17 protein-coding genes are annotated in these 18753 nt (G+C 52.0%); 15 read left to right on the top strand and 2 right to left on the bottom strand.

What is annotated here, in order from left to right:
• The first annotated feature begins 91 nt into the window (after positions 1-91).
• The 4 genes from ATY27_RS05065 (at position 92) to ATY27_RS05050 (ending at position 4068) form a co-directional block, all read left to right on the top strand.
• A complete protein-coding gene (locus ATY27_RS05065; RefSeq protein ID WP_208930889.1) occupies positions 92-1042 on the top strand; it encodes a LysR family transcriptional regulator in 951 nt (316 codons plus the stop codon).
• Positions 1029-1640, top strand: a complete 612-nt coding sequence (locus tag ATY27_RS05060; RefSeq protein WP_208930890.1) for an HAD-IA family hydrolase — start codon at positions 1029-1031, stop codon at positions 1638-1640. Before ATY27_RS05065 ends, ATY27_RS05060 begins: the two co-directional genes overlap by 14 nt.
• Positions 1641-1776: 136 nt before the next feature.
• Positions 1777-3060 (top strand): HD-GYP domain-containing protein, encoded by a 1284-nt coding sequence (locus ATY27_RS05055; protein WP_279614556.1) that lies wholly within the window; start codon positions 1777-1779, stop codon positions 3058-3060.
• Positions 3061-3171: 111 nt separating this feature from the next.
• Entirely contained in the window at positions 3172-4068 is an 897-nt protein-coding gene (locus ATY27_RS05050; RefSeq protein WP_208930892.1) for a DMT family transporter, read from the top strand.
• A gap of 2 nt (positions 4069-4070) precedes the next feature.
• Here the strand turns inward: ATY27_RS05050 and ATY27_RS05045 are convergent, their stop codons facing one another.
• Positions 4071-4400 carry an MGMT family protein gene (locus tag ATY27_RS05045; protein WP_208930893.1) on the bottom strand — a complete coding sequence of 110 codons (330 nt, stop codon included), beginning with the start codon at positions 4398-4400 and terminating at the stop codon, positions 4071-4073.
• 35 nt (positions 4401-4435) lie between these two features.
• Here ATY27_RS05045 and ATY27_RS05040 point away from each other — a divergent pair, with 35 nt between their 5' ends.
• The 7 genes from ATY27_RS05040 (at position 4436) to ATY27_RS05010 (ending at position 14053) form a co-directional block, all read left to right on the top strand.
• Positions 4436-4612 carry an oxidoreductase-like domain-containing protein gene (locus ATY27_RS05040; protein WP_208930894.1) on the top strand — a complete coding sequence of 59 codons (177 nt, stop codon included), beginning with the start codon at positions 4436-4438 and terminating at the stop codon, positions 4610-4612.
• An 82-nt stretch (positions 4613-4694) separates the two neighbouring features.
• The gene (locus ATY27_RS05035; protein WP_208930895.1) at positions 4695-5882 is read left to right on the top strand and encodes a GGDEF domain-containing protein; all 1188 of its coding nucleotides are present in this window, start codon (positions 4695-4697) and stop codon (positions 5880-5882) included.
• Positions 5883-5959: 77 nt separating this feature from the next.
• Complete coding sequence (locus tag ATY27_RS05030; RefSeq protein WP_208930896.1) at positions 5960-7564, top strand: peptide MFS transporter; 1605 nt, start codon at positions 5960-5962, stop codon at positions 7562-7564.
• Positions 7565-7567: 3 nt separating this feature from the next.
• A complete protein-coding gene (locus tag ATY27_RS05025; RefSeq protein ID WP_208930897.1) occupies positions 7568-8569 on the top strand; it encodes a hypothetical protein in 1002 nt (333 codons plus the stop codon).
• 231 nt (positions 8570-8800) lie between these two features.
• Positions 8801-9715, top strand: a complete 915-nt coding sequence (locus ATY27_RS05020) for a carbohydrate porin (protein WP_208930898.1) — start codon at positions 8801-8803, stop codon at positions 9713-9715.
• A gap of 11 nt (positions 9716-9726) precedes the next feature.
• The gene (locus ATY27_RS05015; protein WP_208930899.1) at positions 9727-11736 is read left to right on the top strand and encodes a methyl-accepting chemotaxis protein; all 2010 of its coding nucleotides are present in this window, start codon (positions 9727-9729) and stop codon (positions 11734-11736) included.
• Between the two features lie 130 nt (positions 11737-11866).
• Positions 11867-14053, top strand: a complete 2187-nt coding sequence (locus tag ATY27_RS05010) for a S46 family peptidase (protein ID WP_208930900.1) — start codon at positions 11867-11869, stop codon at positions 14051-14053.
• A gap of 59 nt (positions 14054-14112) precedes the next feature.
• Here ATY27_RS05010 and ATY27_RS05005 read toward each other — a convergent pair whose 3' ends face one another.
• Entirely contained in the window at positions 14113-14958 is an 846-nt protein-coding gene (locus ATY27_RS05005) for an HDOD domain-containing protein (protein WP_208930901.1), read from the bottom strand.
• A gap of 227 nt (positions 14959-15185) precedes the next feature.
• On the opposite strand from ATY27_RS05005, the gene ATY27_RS05000 reads away from it, so the two are divergent.
• The 4 genes from ATY27_RS05000 (at position 15186) to ATY27_RS04985 (ending at position 18753) form a co-directional block, all read left to right on the top strand.
• Entirely contained in the window at positions 15186-16958 is a 1773-nt protein-coding gene (locus ATY27_RS05000) for a choice-of-anchor I family protein (RefSeq protein WP_208930902.1), read from the top strand.
• A gap of 208 nt (positions 16959-17166) precedes the next feature.
• Positions 17167-17361: a hypothetical protein gene (locus tag ATY27_RS04995; RefSeq protein WP_208930903.1), complete on the top strand. Its 195-nt coding sequence runs from the start codon at positions 17167-17169 to the stop codon at positions 17359-17361.
• A 47-nt stretch (positions 17362-17408) separates the two neighbouring features.
• Complete coding sequence (locus ATY27_RS04990) at positions 17409-17594, top strand: hypothetical protein (protein WP_208930904.1); 186 nt, start codon at positions 17409-17411, stop codon at positions 17592-17594.
• Positions 17566-18753 (top strand): hypothetical protein, encoded by a 1188-nt coding sequence (locus tag ATY27_RS04985; RefSeq protein WP_208930905.1) that lies wholly within the window; start codon positions 17566-17568, stop codon positions 18751-18753. Before ATY27_RS04990 ends, ATY27_RS04985 begins: the two co-directional genes overlap by 29 nt.

The raw sequence follows: 18753 nt of genomic DNA, 5'->3' as shown, positions 1-18753 counted from the left end.
TTGAGATAAATGTAACCGGCTTGCGTTCCTGAAAAAAGCGGAATAAATTGACACTCATGTTCAAAATATTTGAATGAACGGAGTTCAGCAAATGGCGCTACAGCCAGTGTTAACCCTTGAAGCGCTCAGAGCGCTGGATGCTATTGATCGTAAAGGAAGTTTTGCCGCTGCAGCTGAATCGCTGTACAAGGTGCCTTCGGCGCTGAGTTACACCATAGCCCGGCTGGAAAGCGACCTTGGCGTGCAATTATTTGACCGGAGCCGGCAAAAAGCCCAGCTGACACAAGCGGGGATGCTGTTATTACAGCAAGGCCGTCATTTATTGCTGGCCAGCCGGCAATTAGAAGAAGCGGTGCGGCAGCTCGATACCGGTTGGGAGCGTCAGCTGGTCATTGCGGTGGATTCAGTGGTGCCGTTGCAGCCGTTGTTCAGTCTGATTGACCAGTTCCATCAGCTCGGCCGACTGACGCAAATCATGCTGACCGAGCAAGTGATGGCTGGCGGCTGGGAAGCTTTACAAAGTGGCCGGGCCGATTTAGCCGTTGGTTTATCCGGTGAAGGCGTCTCTGGTCAGTTCCAGCTGCAGCCGATGGCGCAGATGGATTTTGTCTTTGCCGTCGCGCCGCATCATGAATTGGCGCAGCTGAACCGGGTGGTGACGCAACAGGATCTACAGCAACAAACCGCGATAGTCGTCAGTGATTCTGCACTGGATTTACCGGCGCGCGATTCCGGTTTATACGACAGCCGCCGCCGGGTGCTCGTCAGCAGCATGCAGGCCAAAATTGCCGCGCAGCAGGCCGGGCTAGGTGTCGGCTTCCTGCCCAAACATCTGATTAGCCAGGCGATCCAGGCGGGATCGCTGATTGTTAAAGCCTGCGAGGTGCCGCGCGCCGGAACCATGATGTATCTGGGCTGGCGCCGCCAGGCGCAACCGGGCCAGGCGCTGTTGTGGTTCACTCAGCAATTGAGCCAATATGACTGGGCTGCCGTATTCCAGAGCGACCTGACTACAGAGGATAATATTGATGCAATTGGGTGAACATCAGGGCGTGATCTTTGATTTAGACGGCACGCTGGTCGATTCAAAGCTTGATTTTAGTCTGTTATGTCAACAGCTTGGCTGGCCGGCCGGCACGCCTATTCTGGAACATCTGGCGACCATTACCGTCCGCAGTGAATATCAGCGCGCCGTGACCATCATTGAACAATTTGAACTGGCAGGGGCACAGTCCGCAGACTGGATGCCCGGTGCAGCCGAGTTGCTGGCGCTGCTGCAACAGCAGCAAATCCCAACAGCGATCCTGACCCGCAATATGCGCAGTGCTACCCAGCATTGCCTGCAACGGCTTGGCATTGCCGTTGATCTGGTGCTGACGCGCGAAGATGCGCCGGCCAAGCCGGACCCCACCGGTTTATTGATCATCGCCAGCCATTGGCAAAAAGCGCCGGCAGACTTGTTGTTTATTGGTGATTTTCATTTTGATCTGACTACAGCACGCGCGGCGGGTATGCCGAGTTGTTTATATCTGAACCCGGACAATGGTCATTATCGTGATCAGGCCGATTTTGTGCTGCAACATTTTGCCGAACTGGCGCAGCGTTATCAGCAAAAATTGGTACCGATTACATCCGGTTAGATAACTATTTTCATTTAAGTTACATATTCTTGGTGAAACATGGCAATAACCGCAGAACATCAGTCAGATCAAAGACATTTGTGTGATAGATTGCTAGACTCAGTGCAGTTCCAGTAGTCATTTCTACCCGGCATCGATGAATTTTGTGCCGAATCAAGGGGGTGGCGTGTCAGTTGCGAAAATAAGTCCGTCTCAGGTCAAAATTGGTTATTTCATTCAGTTACCGGTGAACTGGATGAAGCACCCTTTTCTGACCAATAAATTCAAAGTAGAAAATCACGAACAGATTGCCATTATCCAGACTCTGGATTTAACGTTTGTTTATTTCTTTCCAGATAAAAGCAGTGTGGAAATTCACGAAGATGCCGCACCGGCAGCAGAGTTGGCGCAGCATGCCTGTGAATTGCGTTATCAGCTGGAGCGGGAAAAAAACGAGCGGATCGAGCAGGCGAAAGAACAGCGCCGGCAGTTGCAGCGCACCGAAAAGGCGTTTGAGAAGTCGATGGTGCAGGTGCGCAATGTGATGTCAAAAATCGGCAGCCGGCCCTTGCAGGCGGTGGAAGAAGCCACCAGTCTGGTCCATCAGATCGCCGATACCATTATCAACGCTGATTCATTAGTGTTGCATTTGATTTCGCAAGCCAGCAAAGAACAGGAAAGCATTTATTTTCACGTACTGAACGTTTCCGTGTTGTCGATGATGCTGGCAAAAAATTTAGGCATGAATGCAGACCAGGTCAAACTGACCGGCCTCGGCGCGTTATTCCACGACATTGGTAAACTGAAGATCCCAACGCAAATTCTGCGTAAAACCGAACCTTTAACCGCGCCGGAAGCGAACTTGCTGAAAATGCATACCCGCTATGGTATCGAGTTGCTGAAACTGACCGAATCCTTTCCAAAAACGGCCTGGCCTGTGGTGGAGCAACATCACGAATATCTGGACGGCAGCGGTTACCCACTGGGGCTCAAAGATAACGAAATCGATGCGATGGCCAAAGTGGTGGCCGTGGTCAACGAGTTTGATAATCTTTGTCATCCGGTTGACGTGACCAAAGCGCGCTCACCGCATCATGCGATGTCCTATTTGTTTAAAACGATGAAAGGCAAGCTGGGCGCCAATGAAATGGGCCAGTTGATTAAAATGATGGGCGTGTATCCACCCGGCACTATAGTGCAGCTCAGTGATGACAGAGTGGGGCTGGTGATGTCGGTCAACAGCGACCAGTTGCTGTATCCGAATGTGCTGGTGTACGACTCGCAAATCCCGCGACTGGAAGCGCCGGTGATTACGCTGCAGGAAGGTAAACTCAGTATCAGCAAAGTATTAAAGCCTTCGGCGTTGCCGCAGGCTGTGTATGAATATCTGAATCCGCGGGCACAAGTCAGTTATTTTATTCAGGGCAACGAACGTAAATAACCTTTGGTCCAAACGGCACAGTTGCCACGCTTCTGCATTCAACATGATACCAACCAGGCCTGAATCTTCTGCGGCGTAGCTCCCGGGCGGTTCGGGCGGCGGAGTCCGTCGATGCTGCAATCCAATCTGTTGTTAATTCTGGCCGCTGCCATCTGGGGCTTTGGTTTTGTTGCGCAGCGCCTTGGCCTCGAGAATTTAGGCCCTTTTGGTTTTAACGGGGTGCGCTTTCTGATTGGTGCGCTGAGTTTATTGCCACTATTGCTGTGGCAAAAACGCCACGACAATTTGCAGGGCGCGGATATCAAAACCATCTGCCGGGCCGGATTGCCGGTTGGGCTGCTGTTATTTATTGGCGCCAGTCTGCAACAGGCTGCACTGCAATTTACCACTGCGGCGAAGACGGGTTTTATCACTGGCTTATATCTGGTGTTGGTGCCTTTACTCGGCTTATGGCTGAAACATAAAACCAGTGCCAATACCTGGGTGGGTTGTCTGATTGCGTTATCTGGTTTGTATTTTTTGTCGGTAACCAGTGATTTTGTGGTGAATCCGGGTGACTTGCTGCTGTTCGTCGGCGCTTTTTTCTGGGCCGCGCATTTGTTGGCGATTGACCATGTCGCCGGCAAAATGACGCCAGTGTTGCTGGCGATGTTGCAGTTTATGGTCTGCGGTATTTTAAGCCTGCTACTGGGGTTTTGGCTCGAGCCTATCAGTCTGGGCGCTATTGTTGCTAGTGCCGTGCCTTTGTTATACGCCGGCGTCATTGCAACCGGAGTGGCTTATACGCTGCAAATTATCGCACAGCGCCAGGCGCATCCGGCCCATGCCGCCATTATTCTGAGTCTGGAAACCGTGTTTGCCGCTATCGGCGGGGTTTGGTTATTGGGTGAAACCCTGACATCCCGTGCTTTGCTCGGTTGTGCGCTGATGTTAACCGGCATGTTACTGTCCCAATTACCGCTGCGCTGGTTAGTGCGCGCCTGGCGTCTCCCCGCAAAAAATGACTGAGTTCAGAACTGCAGGTTAAATAACAACTCAGCCAAATCCGGTTGCCAATGGTATTGCGCCGGCACTTTGACACCGCGCAGCAACACGCCTTCAGCTCGTAACAACGCGCTTTGTTCCGCCGCTTCGGCACTGCCGGGCGCAAACGCCAGACTCAGGTTGCTGCGCACCACCCGATACCAGGGCAGTGGCGATGGGCTATAACCCAGTGCTTTGCCTACCAGACGGGCGCGGCCGGGCAGGCCGGCTAAATCAGCGATTTGGCCATAACTGGCCACCTTTCCGGCAGGGATTTGTTGCACTGTTTGCCAGATCCGGCTGTAATGTGGATTCATCTGCACCTGATACCAGTAAAGTTTTCGGAGTCTTTATGCCTGCAGCCACTATTCCTGTCAAATTGCTTGAAAAGCCGGAACCGCCCGGCAGCAACGAATGTTGTGGCAGCGGCAGCTGTTGTCCTTGTGTCTGGGATTATTATCGTGAGCAACTGGCGTTGTGGCAGCAACAGCAAAAAGACCTGGCTGAATCAAAAACAGTAACAGAATAAGCCACTTTACTTGCTCAAACCGGGTTTCCTGCTTAGTGTTCATCAAGTGCCGGCTGGTTGCCGGTCTTGAGGATGTTGTCGCATGGCTGTCGCTGAAATCGGATCTTTGCAAAGCAGTATATTGTTCAGCGTGCTGGTGCTGTTTATTGCGACGACCGCCTATCTGCTGTTTATCCGTTCGCTGCCTGGCCAGCCGAATGCGTATCAACGCCGTGCTCTCCAGCTGTTCAGCTGGTTTTTCCTGACTGAGTTTCTGGCGTATCTGGTGTATTGCCTGCGTTTTATCGACCTGCATTTATTCTCTGTTGTTTGCAATAACATGTTGTATTTATGCGGGGTTTATCTGTTTTATTGCGGCGTACGACTGCGCTATCAACTCGAAATAAGCTCGCGGCTTCTCGGCTGGATCGCGGTCCATGTGCTGGGGTTAGCTGCGGCGCTGTTCTGGTTTACAGCGGTGCATAACGACATTTTTATTCGTTTGCCGCTGGCATTGGGTTCCTTCTGTATTCCGGTATTGATTACGTTTTCACTGATCCGGCAGCAACAAAGACCTGGGAATCTCGGCGACCGCGTTTTATTGCTGTGCACAGTGGTCGCTTTGTTGTTGCTCCCGCTGCTGTATCCGATCTTCGGTTATTTACTCAGACCAGACCAACAAGGTCAGCTGATGGTGATGACCCTGGTCACGCTGACGCTGGAAACCTTGTGTATTGGCGGGTTAGCAATTTCTTATATCTATGATTTGATTGATAAACTTCGCAGTGATGCCAATACCGACAAACTGACCCAAAGCAGCAATAGGCGTTACTTTTTTAAAGTAGCGCCGCAATTTCAACAACGGGTGGCTGCAGGCGAGAATATCAGTCTGGTGCTGCTGGATATCGACCATTTTAAACAACTGAATGACAGTTATGGCCATCAGGCCGGCGATGCGGTATTGCGTCATTTTGCCGCTTTGTTACGCCAATTGCTGACTAAAACGGACCTGATTGTGCGTTATGGTGGCGAAGAGTTTTTACTGGTGTTGCCGGGTTATACACCGGCGCAGACACTGCCGCTGCTCCAGCAGTTTCAGGCGCTGTTACGCCAGTCGCCGCTGCACTATGAGGGCGAAGATCTGGCCGTACGCGCAAGTTATGGCGTGGCGGCATTACATGCCGGTCAGGACATTGATCATTGTGTACACCGGGCTGATTTAGCTTTATATCAGGCCAAAGCGAATGGCCGCGACATGGTCGTTTTAGACAGTCCGGGCGCCACTTCCTAAATCATTTCAGCATGGTATAGTACAGCGCATGCCGCATCCGGCGGTACATAATGATAACAATCAATTCCGGGATCCCTATGACCTCAACACATGACGTGCTGGCTGGCCAAAAACAATGGCTGGGCCATCCGGTCGGACTCTTTGTCTGTTTTTTTACCGAAATGTGGGAACGCTTTGCCTTTTATGGCTTAAAAGCGCTGCTGTTTCTCTACCTGACACAACATCATTTATTCAACGATAAAAATGGTTATCTGCTGCTGGGCACTTATGCCGGCCTTGCCTATGCGCTGCCGGTGGTGGGTGGCTTGCTGGCGGACAAATATCTCGGCATGCGTAAGGCGGTCACTTTTGGCGGCACGCTGATGGCCGTTGGCATGTTAGGCATGGCGTACAAAGGCACGCAGGCCAGCGCTGAAAGTGGCGCTGATTTATTTGCGCTGCAGGTGATGTACGCATCGCTGGCGTTGGTTGCTGTTGGGGTTGGTTTCCTCAAACCGAATATCTCGACGATCGTCGGCCGGCTGTATATCGACAGCGACCCGCGCCGCGATTCGGCCTTTACGCTGTTTTATATGGGCATCAACTTAGGCGCAATTTTCTCCAGTTTGTTTGTTGGCTGGATTGGTATTGCCTATGGCTGGGAATACGGTTTTGGCTCGGCCGGTATCGGTTTATTACTCGGTTTAGTGGTGTTTTTAAAAGGCACTAAGCATTTCCATGGCCAGGCAGAGCCAGCGAACCCGGCACTGCTGACGGAAAAAGTAGGCGGTATTCGCCGCGAAACGCTGATTTATCTGCTGGCTTTAGTCGGTGTGGCTGCGGTGCAGCAAATTCTGCAGACCAGCATCGACTTTGGCGCTTTAGGTGCCATGCTGGGCATGGCGCCCGGCGCTGAAATCACCGCAACTGAAGTGGTTGCGGTGGCATTGACACTGGTGCTGATGGTCTGGTGGTTTAAGTTTATTTTTATCCAGTGTAACGCGCTGGAGCGCGCCAATATGATCATGCTGATGGTGTTAACCGCCATTTCTGCAGTGTTCTGGGGCCTGTATGAGCAGACTTACGGCAGCTGGCTGGCGTATTCAGATCGCGTGATGGAAAGCCCGACTTTTGATTTGGGGCTGTTCAGCTTCGCCTTTAATTCATCACAACTGACCTTTGTCGCGTCCTTTTTTATTGTGCTGCTGGCGTTTCCATTCGCCTGGTTATGGCCATGGCTGGATCGCAAAGGCTGGAATCCGTCTGCGCCCAACAAATTTGGTATCGCCTTGTTATGTGCCGGATTAGCGCATTTTATTTTGCAATATGCCGCATTGAACCCATTAGATACCGGGCTTGCCGGTTTCTGGTGGTTTATTCTGGCTTACTTCGTGCTGGTGATCGGTGAAATGGCGTTATCGCCGATTGGCCTGTCAGCTGTGACGGCTTTATCCGTGGCGCGGGTGGTCAGTCTGATGATGGGCGTCTGGTTCCTCGCTTCTGCTTTTGGTGAAATGATTGCCGGCCGTTTTGGCGCCTTAGCATCGATGCCGGCAGGCACTGCGGTGCCGGATGCACTGAATATCTACGCTGGCGTGTTTGCCACTTTAGGCTGGGTTGGGCTGGGCTCTGCAGTGCTGATGTTTTTATTGTCGCCAGTGCTGACCGGATTAATTCGCCGCGCTCAGCAAACGCAGAGCTAACCGATGCAGCAGCTGGTGATTTGGCAGGAAAAAGCCGTACAGCGGTTGTCGGGTGGGCGCAGCCGATGTGCGCATATCTGGCAGCAGCTGGATCTGGCACAACGCTGTTATCTGATATCGACGCTGCTGGTGCTTGGCTGGATGCTGAGCTTGGGCACCCAGCCTTGGCTGCTGGGTTTGCTGGGTGTCAGTTTGTTCGGTGCCGTGATCAGTGATATCTGGCAGGGATTTGTACGCATTTGGCACAGCCTGCCGGGTAAAGCTTTTATTCTGGTCTGTTATGCCGTGCTGGCTAATTTTTGTTTTGCGCTGGCGGATAGTTCTGTGAATAACCTGATCGGGGTGCGACCGGAAGTGGTGCCATTTAGTGTCAACCTGACCTTGATGCTGCTGGCGCCATTTTGGTGTTTCATCCTCGCCTTCGCTTTGCTGACGGTGTATCTGTTACTTCACACGCTGAAGTTTTGTTTATTGCTTCTTCTCAGGCCGCTTGGGGTGCGCAGTTATCACCTGCAAAATGGTTCTTATCCAAAGTTGTCGCTTGCAATCCGTGTGGCATTTTTGCCGGTGGTGTTTATGTATCTGACTGCTGCTATGACTGGCTATCTGACCGGCGATACAGCTGCTTTGGCCATGTTTCAGGCGGAAGATTCGACTGTTGAGGCCAGAACATCTGCAGGGCACAAAAAATCAGATATGGACATTGATCTGTTTAAAACTGGGCCGGAGCCTGCTGATCTCAGCGGGATTAATCCGCAAGTTGGTTGGATCAACCGTACTGTTGCAAGATTTTTATATTCAGTCGAAAGTCTGAACAAATCGCAGTGCCTGATGCAAGGGGCCGAGCATCTGGTACATCTGAATGATTATGAAGTACTCGTCATCACACCGGATGCTAAACAGCCCTATGGTTACCGTTATCAGGTGCGGGCTTGTGGCTCGCCGTCGTTGCCGACATTCAGTCAGAAGCCGGACATTAATCCCGTGCTGCCTACAGCTCAATAGCCATCAGCCAGGCGCCTAGACCCTGAAACAGGAAAAGTCCAGAAAAAACCGGTGAAAATCCGGTTTTTTGTTATTTCAATCAGTGCTTTGACAGCGGGCAATCGCCTTCCTATACCTTTGTTTTATACAGGACAGGGAGGCAGAGAATTGACGCTCAAATTTAATCTGGCATGGAGCTGTTTGTGCTGTACCTGCGCCACCTGCGCGGCTGACTTTAGTCAGGAATTCAGTGTGATCACGGATAATTCCTGGTTATCCGGTTATCAGGACCAACAATCACAAGCTTCCCGGGCACTCTTCAGCTGGGACTGGCAACTGGAAGCCGGACCACAGTGGTTGGTTGCCGGCAATCTGAAAGCATTTCGTGGCCGCAATGGCGAATTGCTGACTGGTAATGTGCAGGGTATCTCTAATATTGATGCCGAACATTTCAGCAAAATCTACGAACTGTATCTGCAATATAAATTTGATGACGAAACCCGACTGAAATGCGGACAAGTAGATGCCAATCTGGAATTTGCCTTTGTGCCTGCGGCCGGCGGTTTTATCTCACCGCCGCTTGGCATTACACCGACGGCAATCGCCTTGCCAACTTATTACGACCCGGCCGCATCCTGCAGTGTATTTTATGAACCTGAACACGGCTTGCAATGGATGGCAGGTTTGTTTGCCGGGCAAGACCATACCAATTTTTCTTCCCAGTTTATGGTGGCAGAAGGTCGTTATGTGACGGCGCAAAGCCGTACTTCTTATGGCTACTGGCACCACCATGGCGACTGGACCACATTAAACGAACAGCAGTTACGGGCTATTTCTGGCTGGTATCTGAATCATCAGCAACAGGTCAGTGCTGAGCTCACGCTGTTTGCGGTTTGGTCCGGCCTCAATGACGATGTGGATATTTTGCATCAGCACCGCATGCTGGGTTTAGTCTGGGAATTGCCTTTGGCGGGCCACCAACTCGGCCTGATGCACAGTACAGTGACAGCACAAGATCGGCAATCTGAACAGATGATCGAAGGATACTGGCAGTGGAGCCTGACACCACAGCTACAGCTGCAGCCCGTGCTGCAATGGATACATCATATTGACCCGGCACTTGACCATAGTCTGGTTGCGACGCTGCGGCTGATGGCACAATTCTGAGGGAGATAAGCATGACGTTGCGGGAAAAAGCGAATTGGGGGCTGTGGCTGATTTTTGCCCTATTTGTCGCGGTTGCCGGTGTCGGCTGGTGGGGCAATCAGCAGCAAGGATTAGTGCTAACACGCACAGTTCAGCAGGCGTGGCCAGCGATGGAACAGTCAGGTAAAGCAGTCGGTCTGGTGGACAAACAGCTCTTTGCGATGGAACAGCTGTTACAGGGGCTGCCGGTTGACTTAGCCACGCTGAATCAACGCGAAAAAGAATTAACCGGGGCGATTGCTGCGTTGACGGCTAACCCTCTGCCAGAGCGCGGCCAGTTAACCACCCTGCAGACGGCATTAGCGCAATTTGTGCAGGCCCAACAGCAACTCAGTCAGCAATATGCCAGCTATCAACAGCAGTCCGCTGGCTTGGATAAGACCGTGGCACAAATTGTGGAGATTGGTGAAATTGTCGAGGAAGTCGGCGATAGCCAGGTCGAAACGTTGATTTCATCGCCGCGTCAGCCTATCAGCTGGGAAGGCGGTCTGCAGCGGAAATGGGACGCCGCTGATGGTGGCATGGAAGCGAATATCGGTTTTTTCCGCCAATTGTATTTTCTCGAGCAAATTAAACGCCAGGGGCCAAAAACTGAACTGGTGAAAGAGCTGAACGACTCCATTGCTTTCCAGCAAGACGCCGTCGATGGTCTGGTGGCCACTGGTTTATTTGCCGTTCCAGGGCCAAAACATTTTGGCGACGCAACCTTAGGCGACACCTATCTGCAATTATTTGAACAACACAAACAGCAAATCAAACTGACGCTGGACGCCTTAGTGAAAATGCAGAAACAGCAGGCGGAGTACCGGCAACAGAGCAGTGCTTTGGTCGGCGCTTTGCAAGTTATGCAGCAATCGCTGGATGTTAGTACGTCAAAGATGGTGGAACAAGGCCCGGAAACTGCAGCCAATGTTGCCAGGCTGCTGATCGCAACCGGCGGCGTTACATTGATTTTACTCATATTGATCGGTACTTATGTGCGCAAAGGCATGTTGACGCAGCTGCATCAGGTGGCAAAAAATCTGCATGACGTCGCCAGCGGTGATGGCGACCTGACCCGGCGGCTTGAAGTGAAAAGTGATGATGAACTTGGAAGGATCGCGCAGAACTTTAATCTGTTCGCCGGCAAAATCCAGCAAATTGTGCAGGATATTCACCAGAGTGCGCAGGTGTTGATTGACACCAGTGCCCAGAGCCAACAACTGTCACAACATCTGAAACAGGAAGCTGAAGATACTGAGCATCATAGCGCGGGCCTTGCCAGTGCGATGCAGCAACTTGACCATTCGGCACAGGATATCGCTAACAGCTGTGGCATCGTGGTGAAACAGACGGAACAAACTTCCAGTGCCGTTTTACAGGGCAATGCCGCCATCCATGGCACTATCAACCAGATGCAGCAGATGAGCGATACTGTGCATCAGTCGGCCAATGCGCTGCAGCAACTGACCGCCAAAGCCGAAAAAATTGACCAGATTGTCGGCGTGATCCGCGGCATTGCTGAGCAAACCAATTTGCTGGCGCTGAATGCCGCGATTGAAGCAGCGCGTGCCGGGGAACAGGGCCGTGGTTTTGCTGTGGTCGCCGAAGAAGTGCGGAATCTGGCGCAGCGGGCTGAGTCATCCTCGCGTGAAATTTCGGCGGTGATTGCGGAGATCCAGCAGGAAACCCGCTTGTCGCATCAGCAAATGCAACAATCTGTGGTGCTGGCCGACCAGAGTATGCAGGCCTGCGAGGAATCGGGCACTGCATTGGCTTCGGTGCAGGATCAGATTAAATCTGTCGTTGAACAGATTAACCGGATGTTTAATGCCACCACAGAGCAGGCGCAAACCCTGAGCCAGATGCTCGGCCAAATCCGCGAAGTGGCGGCACTGGCGTCCAATTCCAGCCATGAGGCAGGCAGCGCATTATTGCTGATCGATGGGATGCAAGGCCGGGCGCAGGATTTGAACCGGCTGGTGGCGCAGTTCCGCTTCTGAGCGGAGGGTCCAGCAGATTGCGCGGCAGAACGCTTTTGCTGGTCGGTTCAGCGCGCCAGCCTGAGTCGCTGCTTGCAGGGCAGAGGACAGAGTTATAGGCTAGAGGTTTTTCCAGTCACGGATATTTCTGATGTATAAGTACGCTCTGTTCCCGGCGGCACTGCTTTGCAGTGTCGCTGCTGTTGCTGACGAAGGGCAATGGCAACCATATCAACTGCCGCAATTACAACAACAACTCAGTGCCCGCGGTATCTCAGTGCCAGCCGCCGATTTAGCCGATTTAAGCAAATATCCGATGAATGCGATTGTCAGCCTCGGCTATTGTTCTGCGTCTTTTGTCTCGCCGCAAGGCTTGGTCGTGACCAACCACCATTGTGCTTATGGTGCTATCCAACAGAACTCCACCGCGGAAAACAACCTGATTGCCAATGGCTTTCTGGCGAAAACGCAGACTGAAGAGTTACCGGCCGGGCCGTCTGAACGGTTGTATGTCACCGAGCTGGTCGAAGACGTGACGGCGAAAGTCAGCGGGGCTTTGCCGGCTAAACTGACCGATCTGGCCCGCTTTGAAGCGATTGAGAATAACCGCAAGCAATTGATCCAGGCCTGTGAAAGCGATGCCAACTATCGCTGTAACGTGGTCAGTTTTCATCATGGCCTGCAATTTTTCCTGATTAAACAGCTGATGATCCAGGACGTGCGTCTGGTTTACGCACCGTCTGAATCGGTCGGTAACTTTGGTGGCGATATCGACAACTACGAATATCCACGTCATACCGGCGATTATTCGTTTTTGCGTGGTTATGTTGGTAAAGATGGCAAACCTGCACCATTTTCTAAAGACAATGTGCCCTATCAGCCAAAATTTCACCTAAAAATCAACGCCAATGGGGTGAAAGCCGGCGATGGCATTTTACTGGCAGGTTATCCGGGCCAGACCAGTCGTTACCGTCTGGCCGAAGAGATTGCCTTTGCCCGCGATTGGCAGTACCCGGCGAGTGTGACCACCTTCTCGCAGATGATCCAGACCATTGATGAGTTCGGAGCCAAAGATCCGGCGCTACAGGTGCGGTATGCCTCAGTGGTCAAAGGCTACAACAACCGGATGAAAAAAATGCAGGGCCTGCTCGATGGCTTTAAAGTCACCGATATTCACGCCATTAAACAGCAGCAGCAGCAGGAACTGGCCGCCTGGATCGCGGCGGATAGCAGCCGTAAAGTGCATCAGAAAGCGCTGGCAGCATTAAAAGAAGTGGTCAGTGCTGAGCAGCAATATCAGCAGCAAACCTGGTATTTTGACAATGCCAAACGCAGTGATTTACTCAAAGCGGCCCAGGATCTGTACCGGTTAGCGCAAGAGCGGCAAAAACCGGATGCCGAGCGTGAGCTGGGTTATCAGCAACGCGACCTGAAAATGTGGCAGGGCCGGTTAAAACGTTTGGACACCAGCTTTGCGCCGACTGTCGATTTGGCGTTATGGAGCCAGCAACTGGCAGTGTATCTGCAGCAAAAACCAGATCTTCGGATCAAAGCGCTGGACGATGCACTGGGTCTGGTACCAGGAATGACTGCAGCGCAAATCAGCGCCACACTGCAACCCTGGTATAACAGCACCACGCTGGGCTCCAGTGACGGCCGGCTGGCCTGGCTTGATAAAACGCCGGCTGAGTTTGCCGCAAGTAAGGACCCCTTTATCAAAGCCGCAGTGGCAGTCTATCAGCAGCAAATTGCGCTGGAGCAGCAACAAAAAGCCATTCAGGGCGCGTTACTGAATACCCGTCCGGCATATATGCAGGCAGTCATTGCCTTTAACCAGAGTAAAGGTAAACCAGTATATCCGGATGCGAACAGTACACTGCGCATCACTTACGGTCATGTTGACGGATATCCGGCAGCAGATGGCGTCTATAAAACGCCATTTACTTCAGTGCGTGGCATGATTGCCAAACAACAACCAACCGGAGTGTTCCAACTGCCGGCGAAGCTGGTGCAGGCTTATCAGGCCAAACAATATGACGGTTATTTTTATGCGGACTTAGGTGCAACCCCGGCGTTGCCGTTTAACTCAGTGCCGCTGAACTTCCTGTCGAGCGCTGATACTACTGGCGGCAATTCAGGGTCAGCTGTGATGAATGGCAAAGGTGAATTGATCGGACTGAATTTTGATTCGACCTACGAATCTATCAGCAAAGACTGGTACTTTAATCCGGCAATCACCCGGGCTATCCATGTCGATATCCGCTTTGTACTGTGGATGATGCAATATGTCGATGGCGCGCAAAATCTGCTGGATGAAATGACGATTGTACGTAACTGATATTGTCGATACGCGATAGCAATAAGACGGGCAGCATCACAGCTGCCCGTCATCTTCAATCAGAAAATACTGAATAGCGCCGGATTAAGCAGACTCAGTATGGACATGCCTTCTAAGAAAGCAAAACTACTGGCGTCATGTAAATCGTCTTTGCTGAGTCCCAGCACTTCCATAATTTGTTTATCGACCAAATCATGCAGCTGAAACACATCGGCATTGGCTTCACTCAATGCCAGACAGCTGGCCAGATGCAAAATCAGACTGACTTTGTTCGCTGCGGAGTATTCCGGCTGATTCAGTTGTTTTAGCGGTTGAATGATCCGTTCCGGTAACTGCCAGTGTTTCAGCAGTTCAACGGTACAGTCAGCATAGCTGAAGCCTAATAATGCCTGCTGCTTCATCCAGGGCTTGACGCCTTTTTTGTACTGACCACAGATTTGCGCAACCTCCGGTTTTACCTGCACGACGACCAGCTCGCCAAGATTATGTAACAGGCCAGACAAGTAAATAGGTTCGTCTTTGCGCACGCCCAAATGGAACGCCAGATGTTTGGCAATTAATGCTGTATTAATGCTGTGCTCCCAGAACTTATCCAGTGCAATCACATCAGGCTTTAAGGTCGCAAAGGCTTCGGCGGCGCCACTGGCTACGACCAGGTTATACACCTGCGTTTCACCGAGCACCTGCACCGCTTTTTGTACCGACTCAACCTGTTTCGGGAAATTGTACAGGGCGCTGTTGGCCAGTCGCAGTAACTTGGAAGATAACACCGGATCGTACGACACTAACTCGGCAATTTCATCGATATCGCTGATTTCGTCATCGATGATTTCTTTAATTTTCAGACAGGTGTCAGGCAATGCAAAGATGTCACCAACCTGAAGAGCACATTCGGCAGCGTTCAAGTTCCACTCCGTTTTTTTATTAACAATGACCATTGTCTAGTGTTGCCTTCTGGCGCTGATTTACAAGGGGCGACAGCGTATTTCGCGGATTTTTTTTCGCCGGCCGTCACGGCAACACAGTCCGTGTCCTTGCCAATGCCGTTGTCATCAGATTGCCACACCATTTTCACACCACTGTCATTCCATATCGCTAACGTCTTGTTTTTTTAAGTCTCTGGAGTGAAAACATGAAGGCGTTAAAAGTTTCTGTGGCGGCGTTGCTGGTATCGGTGGCGCTGAGCGGCTGTGATCTGGACGGTAAAAATGGTGTGGATGGGGCCACTGGTGCTGCTGGCCAGACCGGCGCGACAGGCCCGTCAGGTGCGAATGGCAGTAACGGTCAGAATGCACCGGTCGGCATGCAATTGCTGCCTGTCGCCCGTTATGTCACCGGCAGTTATGGTGCCGGCGCTGCGGAAATTACCGCCTTTCATGCACCTTCCAAGCGGATATTTGTCGTAAATGGTGCCGCCAACCGCATTGAAGTGCTGGATGGTACCAATATAAAAAGCCAGGCGTTGTCAGACCCACTGACCGCCAGCAATCTGACCAGTCAGCCACTAACCTTGCCAGCGACCGCCACTGTGCGGAACAGTGCCGATCAGGATGAAACGGTGACGCTGGGTTTTGCCAATTCCATCAGTATTCAGGGCCAGTTGCTCGCCGTGGCAGTCGAAAATAAAAACCGCACTGAAGCCGGTGTTGCGCTTATTTATGACCTGAGCCAGGGTGCTCCGCTGTTAAAACAGGCGATCCGGGTTGGCGCCCAGCCGGACATGCTGACGTTCAGCAGCGATGGTAAATGGTTATTGGTGGCCAATGAAGGCGAACCGGCTGCTGACTACAGCGCAGATCCGGAAGGTTCTGTGTCGCTGATCAGTCTGACTAACGCCGTCGCTGCAACCCAGGCAAAAACGGTCAGCTTCAGTGCATTGAATGGCGACAAAGCCAGTCTGGCGGCAAAAGGCGTGAAATTTGCCGGCCCGGCCAGCACGACCGTAGCGCAGGATCTGGAACCCGAGTATATCGCTTTTAGCCCGGACCTGAAAAAAGCCTGGGTAGTGTTACAGGAAAACAACGCCGTAGCGGTGATTGACCTGGCGACTGCCAAGCTGGATAAAGTTCTGCCACTGGGCTTTAAAGACCATAGCCTGGCGAAAAACAGCCTCGACGTCAGCAACAAAGATGGCGTGAATATGCAGACTGTACCTGGCTTGTTTGGCATGTATCAGCCAGATACCTTACAAAGCTACGGCTGGCAGGGTGGTGCTTTTTACGTCAGCGCTAACGAAGGCGATGCACGCGACTGGGCTGGTTTTTCTGAGCAAAAACGGGTATCAGCCATCAAACGTTCTGCCGCGCTGAGTGCACGCCAGCCATACAATGCCGATGTATTAGGCCGGCTGAACGTGACTACTGCACTTGGACTGAACGCCAATGGTGAATATGACGCTTTGTATGCCTATGGCGCCCGTTCTTTTAGTATCTGGGATCAAAATGGCCAGCAGGTATTCGATAGTGGCAACGACTTAGAACGCATTGCTGCTGGTGTGCATGGCGATAAATTTAACTCGAACCACCTGACCGTCGAAGGCGACAACCGTTCTGACGACAAAGGGCCTGAACCAGAAGCATTGGCGCTTGGTCAGATCAATGGCCGGACTTATGCGTTTGTCGGTACTGAACGGATGAGCGGAATTTATGTTTATGACATTTCGAATCCGTATGCGCCGCAGTTTGTTGACTACAGCTATAACCGTGATTTGAATGCGGTCTACAACATCAATGACGACAAAGTCCCGGCGGTGCTGACCGGCAATGTGACGCAGGCCGGTGACCTGGGTCCTGAATCCCTGGTTTTTGTACCGGCAGCGAACAGCCCGACGGGTAAACCGTTATTGCTGATGGCTAACGAAGTCAGTGGCACTTTAACAGTGTTTGAACTGACCCCGAAAGTCTGAACTTGATCTGTGTTTGAATTCAGGCCGGCATTGCCGGCCTGAATTGTTTTCAGCGACCTGTGACTTCCGTAAATGATAATTTTGTGTAAACTGTTGTTTTTCTGGCATTCTTTTTTGCTTTTTAAGCAGTTCGGCTATACTCGGCTGTATTGCCTTTCGTTAGCAGACTCAACCTGAACTGCCGATCCGTTCAGCACAGAAGGACATTGTGAAAAGGTTATTTCTGGTTTTTTGCATGTTGTTGTGTCTGCCTGGGGTGTCTGCCGACCCGCCGGCGCCGCAAGTTCAGGTCATCGCCCATCCTTCAGTGCAGGTGGACGCATTATCTCAGGCGCAATTGCGCAGTATCTATCTGATGCGTCAGGTCGTCTGGCCTGATGGTGTCGCCATGTATTCACTTTAGCGCCGCGTTCTGCGGCGAATCTGCAATTCTGCCGTGACCAGCTCCAGTTGTTTCCTTATCAACTGGAACGGGTCTGGCAAAAACTGACGTATTCCGGGACAGGAACTCCCCCAACCGAATTACAGGATCAACAGGCCATGTTGCAGGCGATAGCAGCGACGCCGGGCGCCATAGGTTATATCGGGAAACAGGATGAAACTCAGGGTGTTAAAGTCATTCCAATTAAGCCTTAGCAGCGGCCTGCTGGCACTGTGTGGCGTTTTTTCTGTATCTGCTGCGGACAGCTGGCACTGGCATGGTTTTGTCTCGCAGGGGCTGATGCAGGCCGAGCAAAGCAACTTCGTTAATGACGATGGCGACATCAGCACTGACTTGACCGAATTGGGCCTGAACGGCAGTTACAAACTCAGTCCGGACTGGCGTGTGTCTGGTCAGGTGATGTACCTCGATGGCGGCAATCGCTATGCCACCGGCTGGCGCATTGATTACCTGTTTCTGAACTGGACCGCAGTGAATAGCCTCGACTGGCAGCTGAATCTGTATGTCGGTCGGTTTAAAAACATGCATTGGCTATATTCCAGCACCCGCGACGTGGCGCTGACCCGGCCGATGATTGTGTTACCGCAATCGGTCTATTTTGATGCATTTCGCGATATCGCGGTTGGCTCGGATGGCCTGGCGCTGCAATCGACCAACAGCACCGCGCTCGGCGAGCTGGAATTTATCTGGAGTTATGGCGCGACCCCGATTAACCGCGAGATCAGTCAGCGTGTGATCGCCACGCAAATTCAGGGCGACACCAGGCAGAAATTCGTCCATCAGGCCACAGTATTTTTCCGTCCGTCCGATAGTCAGATGCAATGGGGGATTTCGTTGCTGGATTCGGATTTCAGCTATCGCCGGGCGCCGGTGGATATGTTTTTTGACGGTGATTTTACCGTGCAAAGGGTGATGGCGAATTGGCGTTATAGTGCTGAATTGTGGGAATTGTCCAGTGAGTTAGTACAAGAGCGGGTGCACGCCAGAGGCTTCTATCTGCCAGTGTTTGAGCGCAATCAGTTTGCCCAGGGCGCATTTTTACTTGGTAGCTACAACTGGTCAGACAGTACCCGGCTATATGCCAGTTACGACTGGTATACCGCGAATAAAGATGATCGCGGCGGCGCTTTGCTGCCACTGCAATCAGGTGGTCTTATTCCGCGTTATTTCGGGTATCAGCGCGACTGGGGATTAGGCGTGACACAGGATCTGGCCAAACAGTTACGGCTGAAACTGGAGTATCACTGGATCACGGGTACCGGACGGCTTGGACCTAATGTGGTGCCAGCTATTGAGATTAACCGCAGCCGGCACCACGATATGTGGGCGGTCCAACTGATGTATTGGTTCTGA

Source organism: Rheinheimera sp. F8 (genome assembly GCF_001518915.1).
This window is presented reverse-complemented; position numbering and strand designations above follow the sequence as displayed.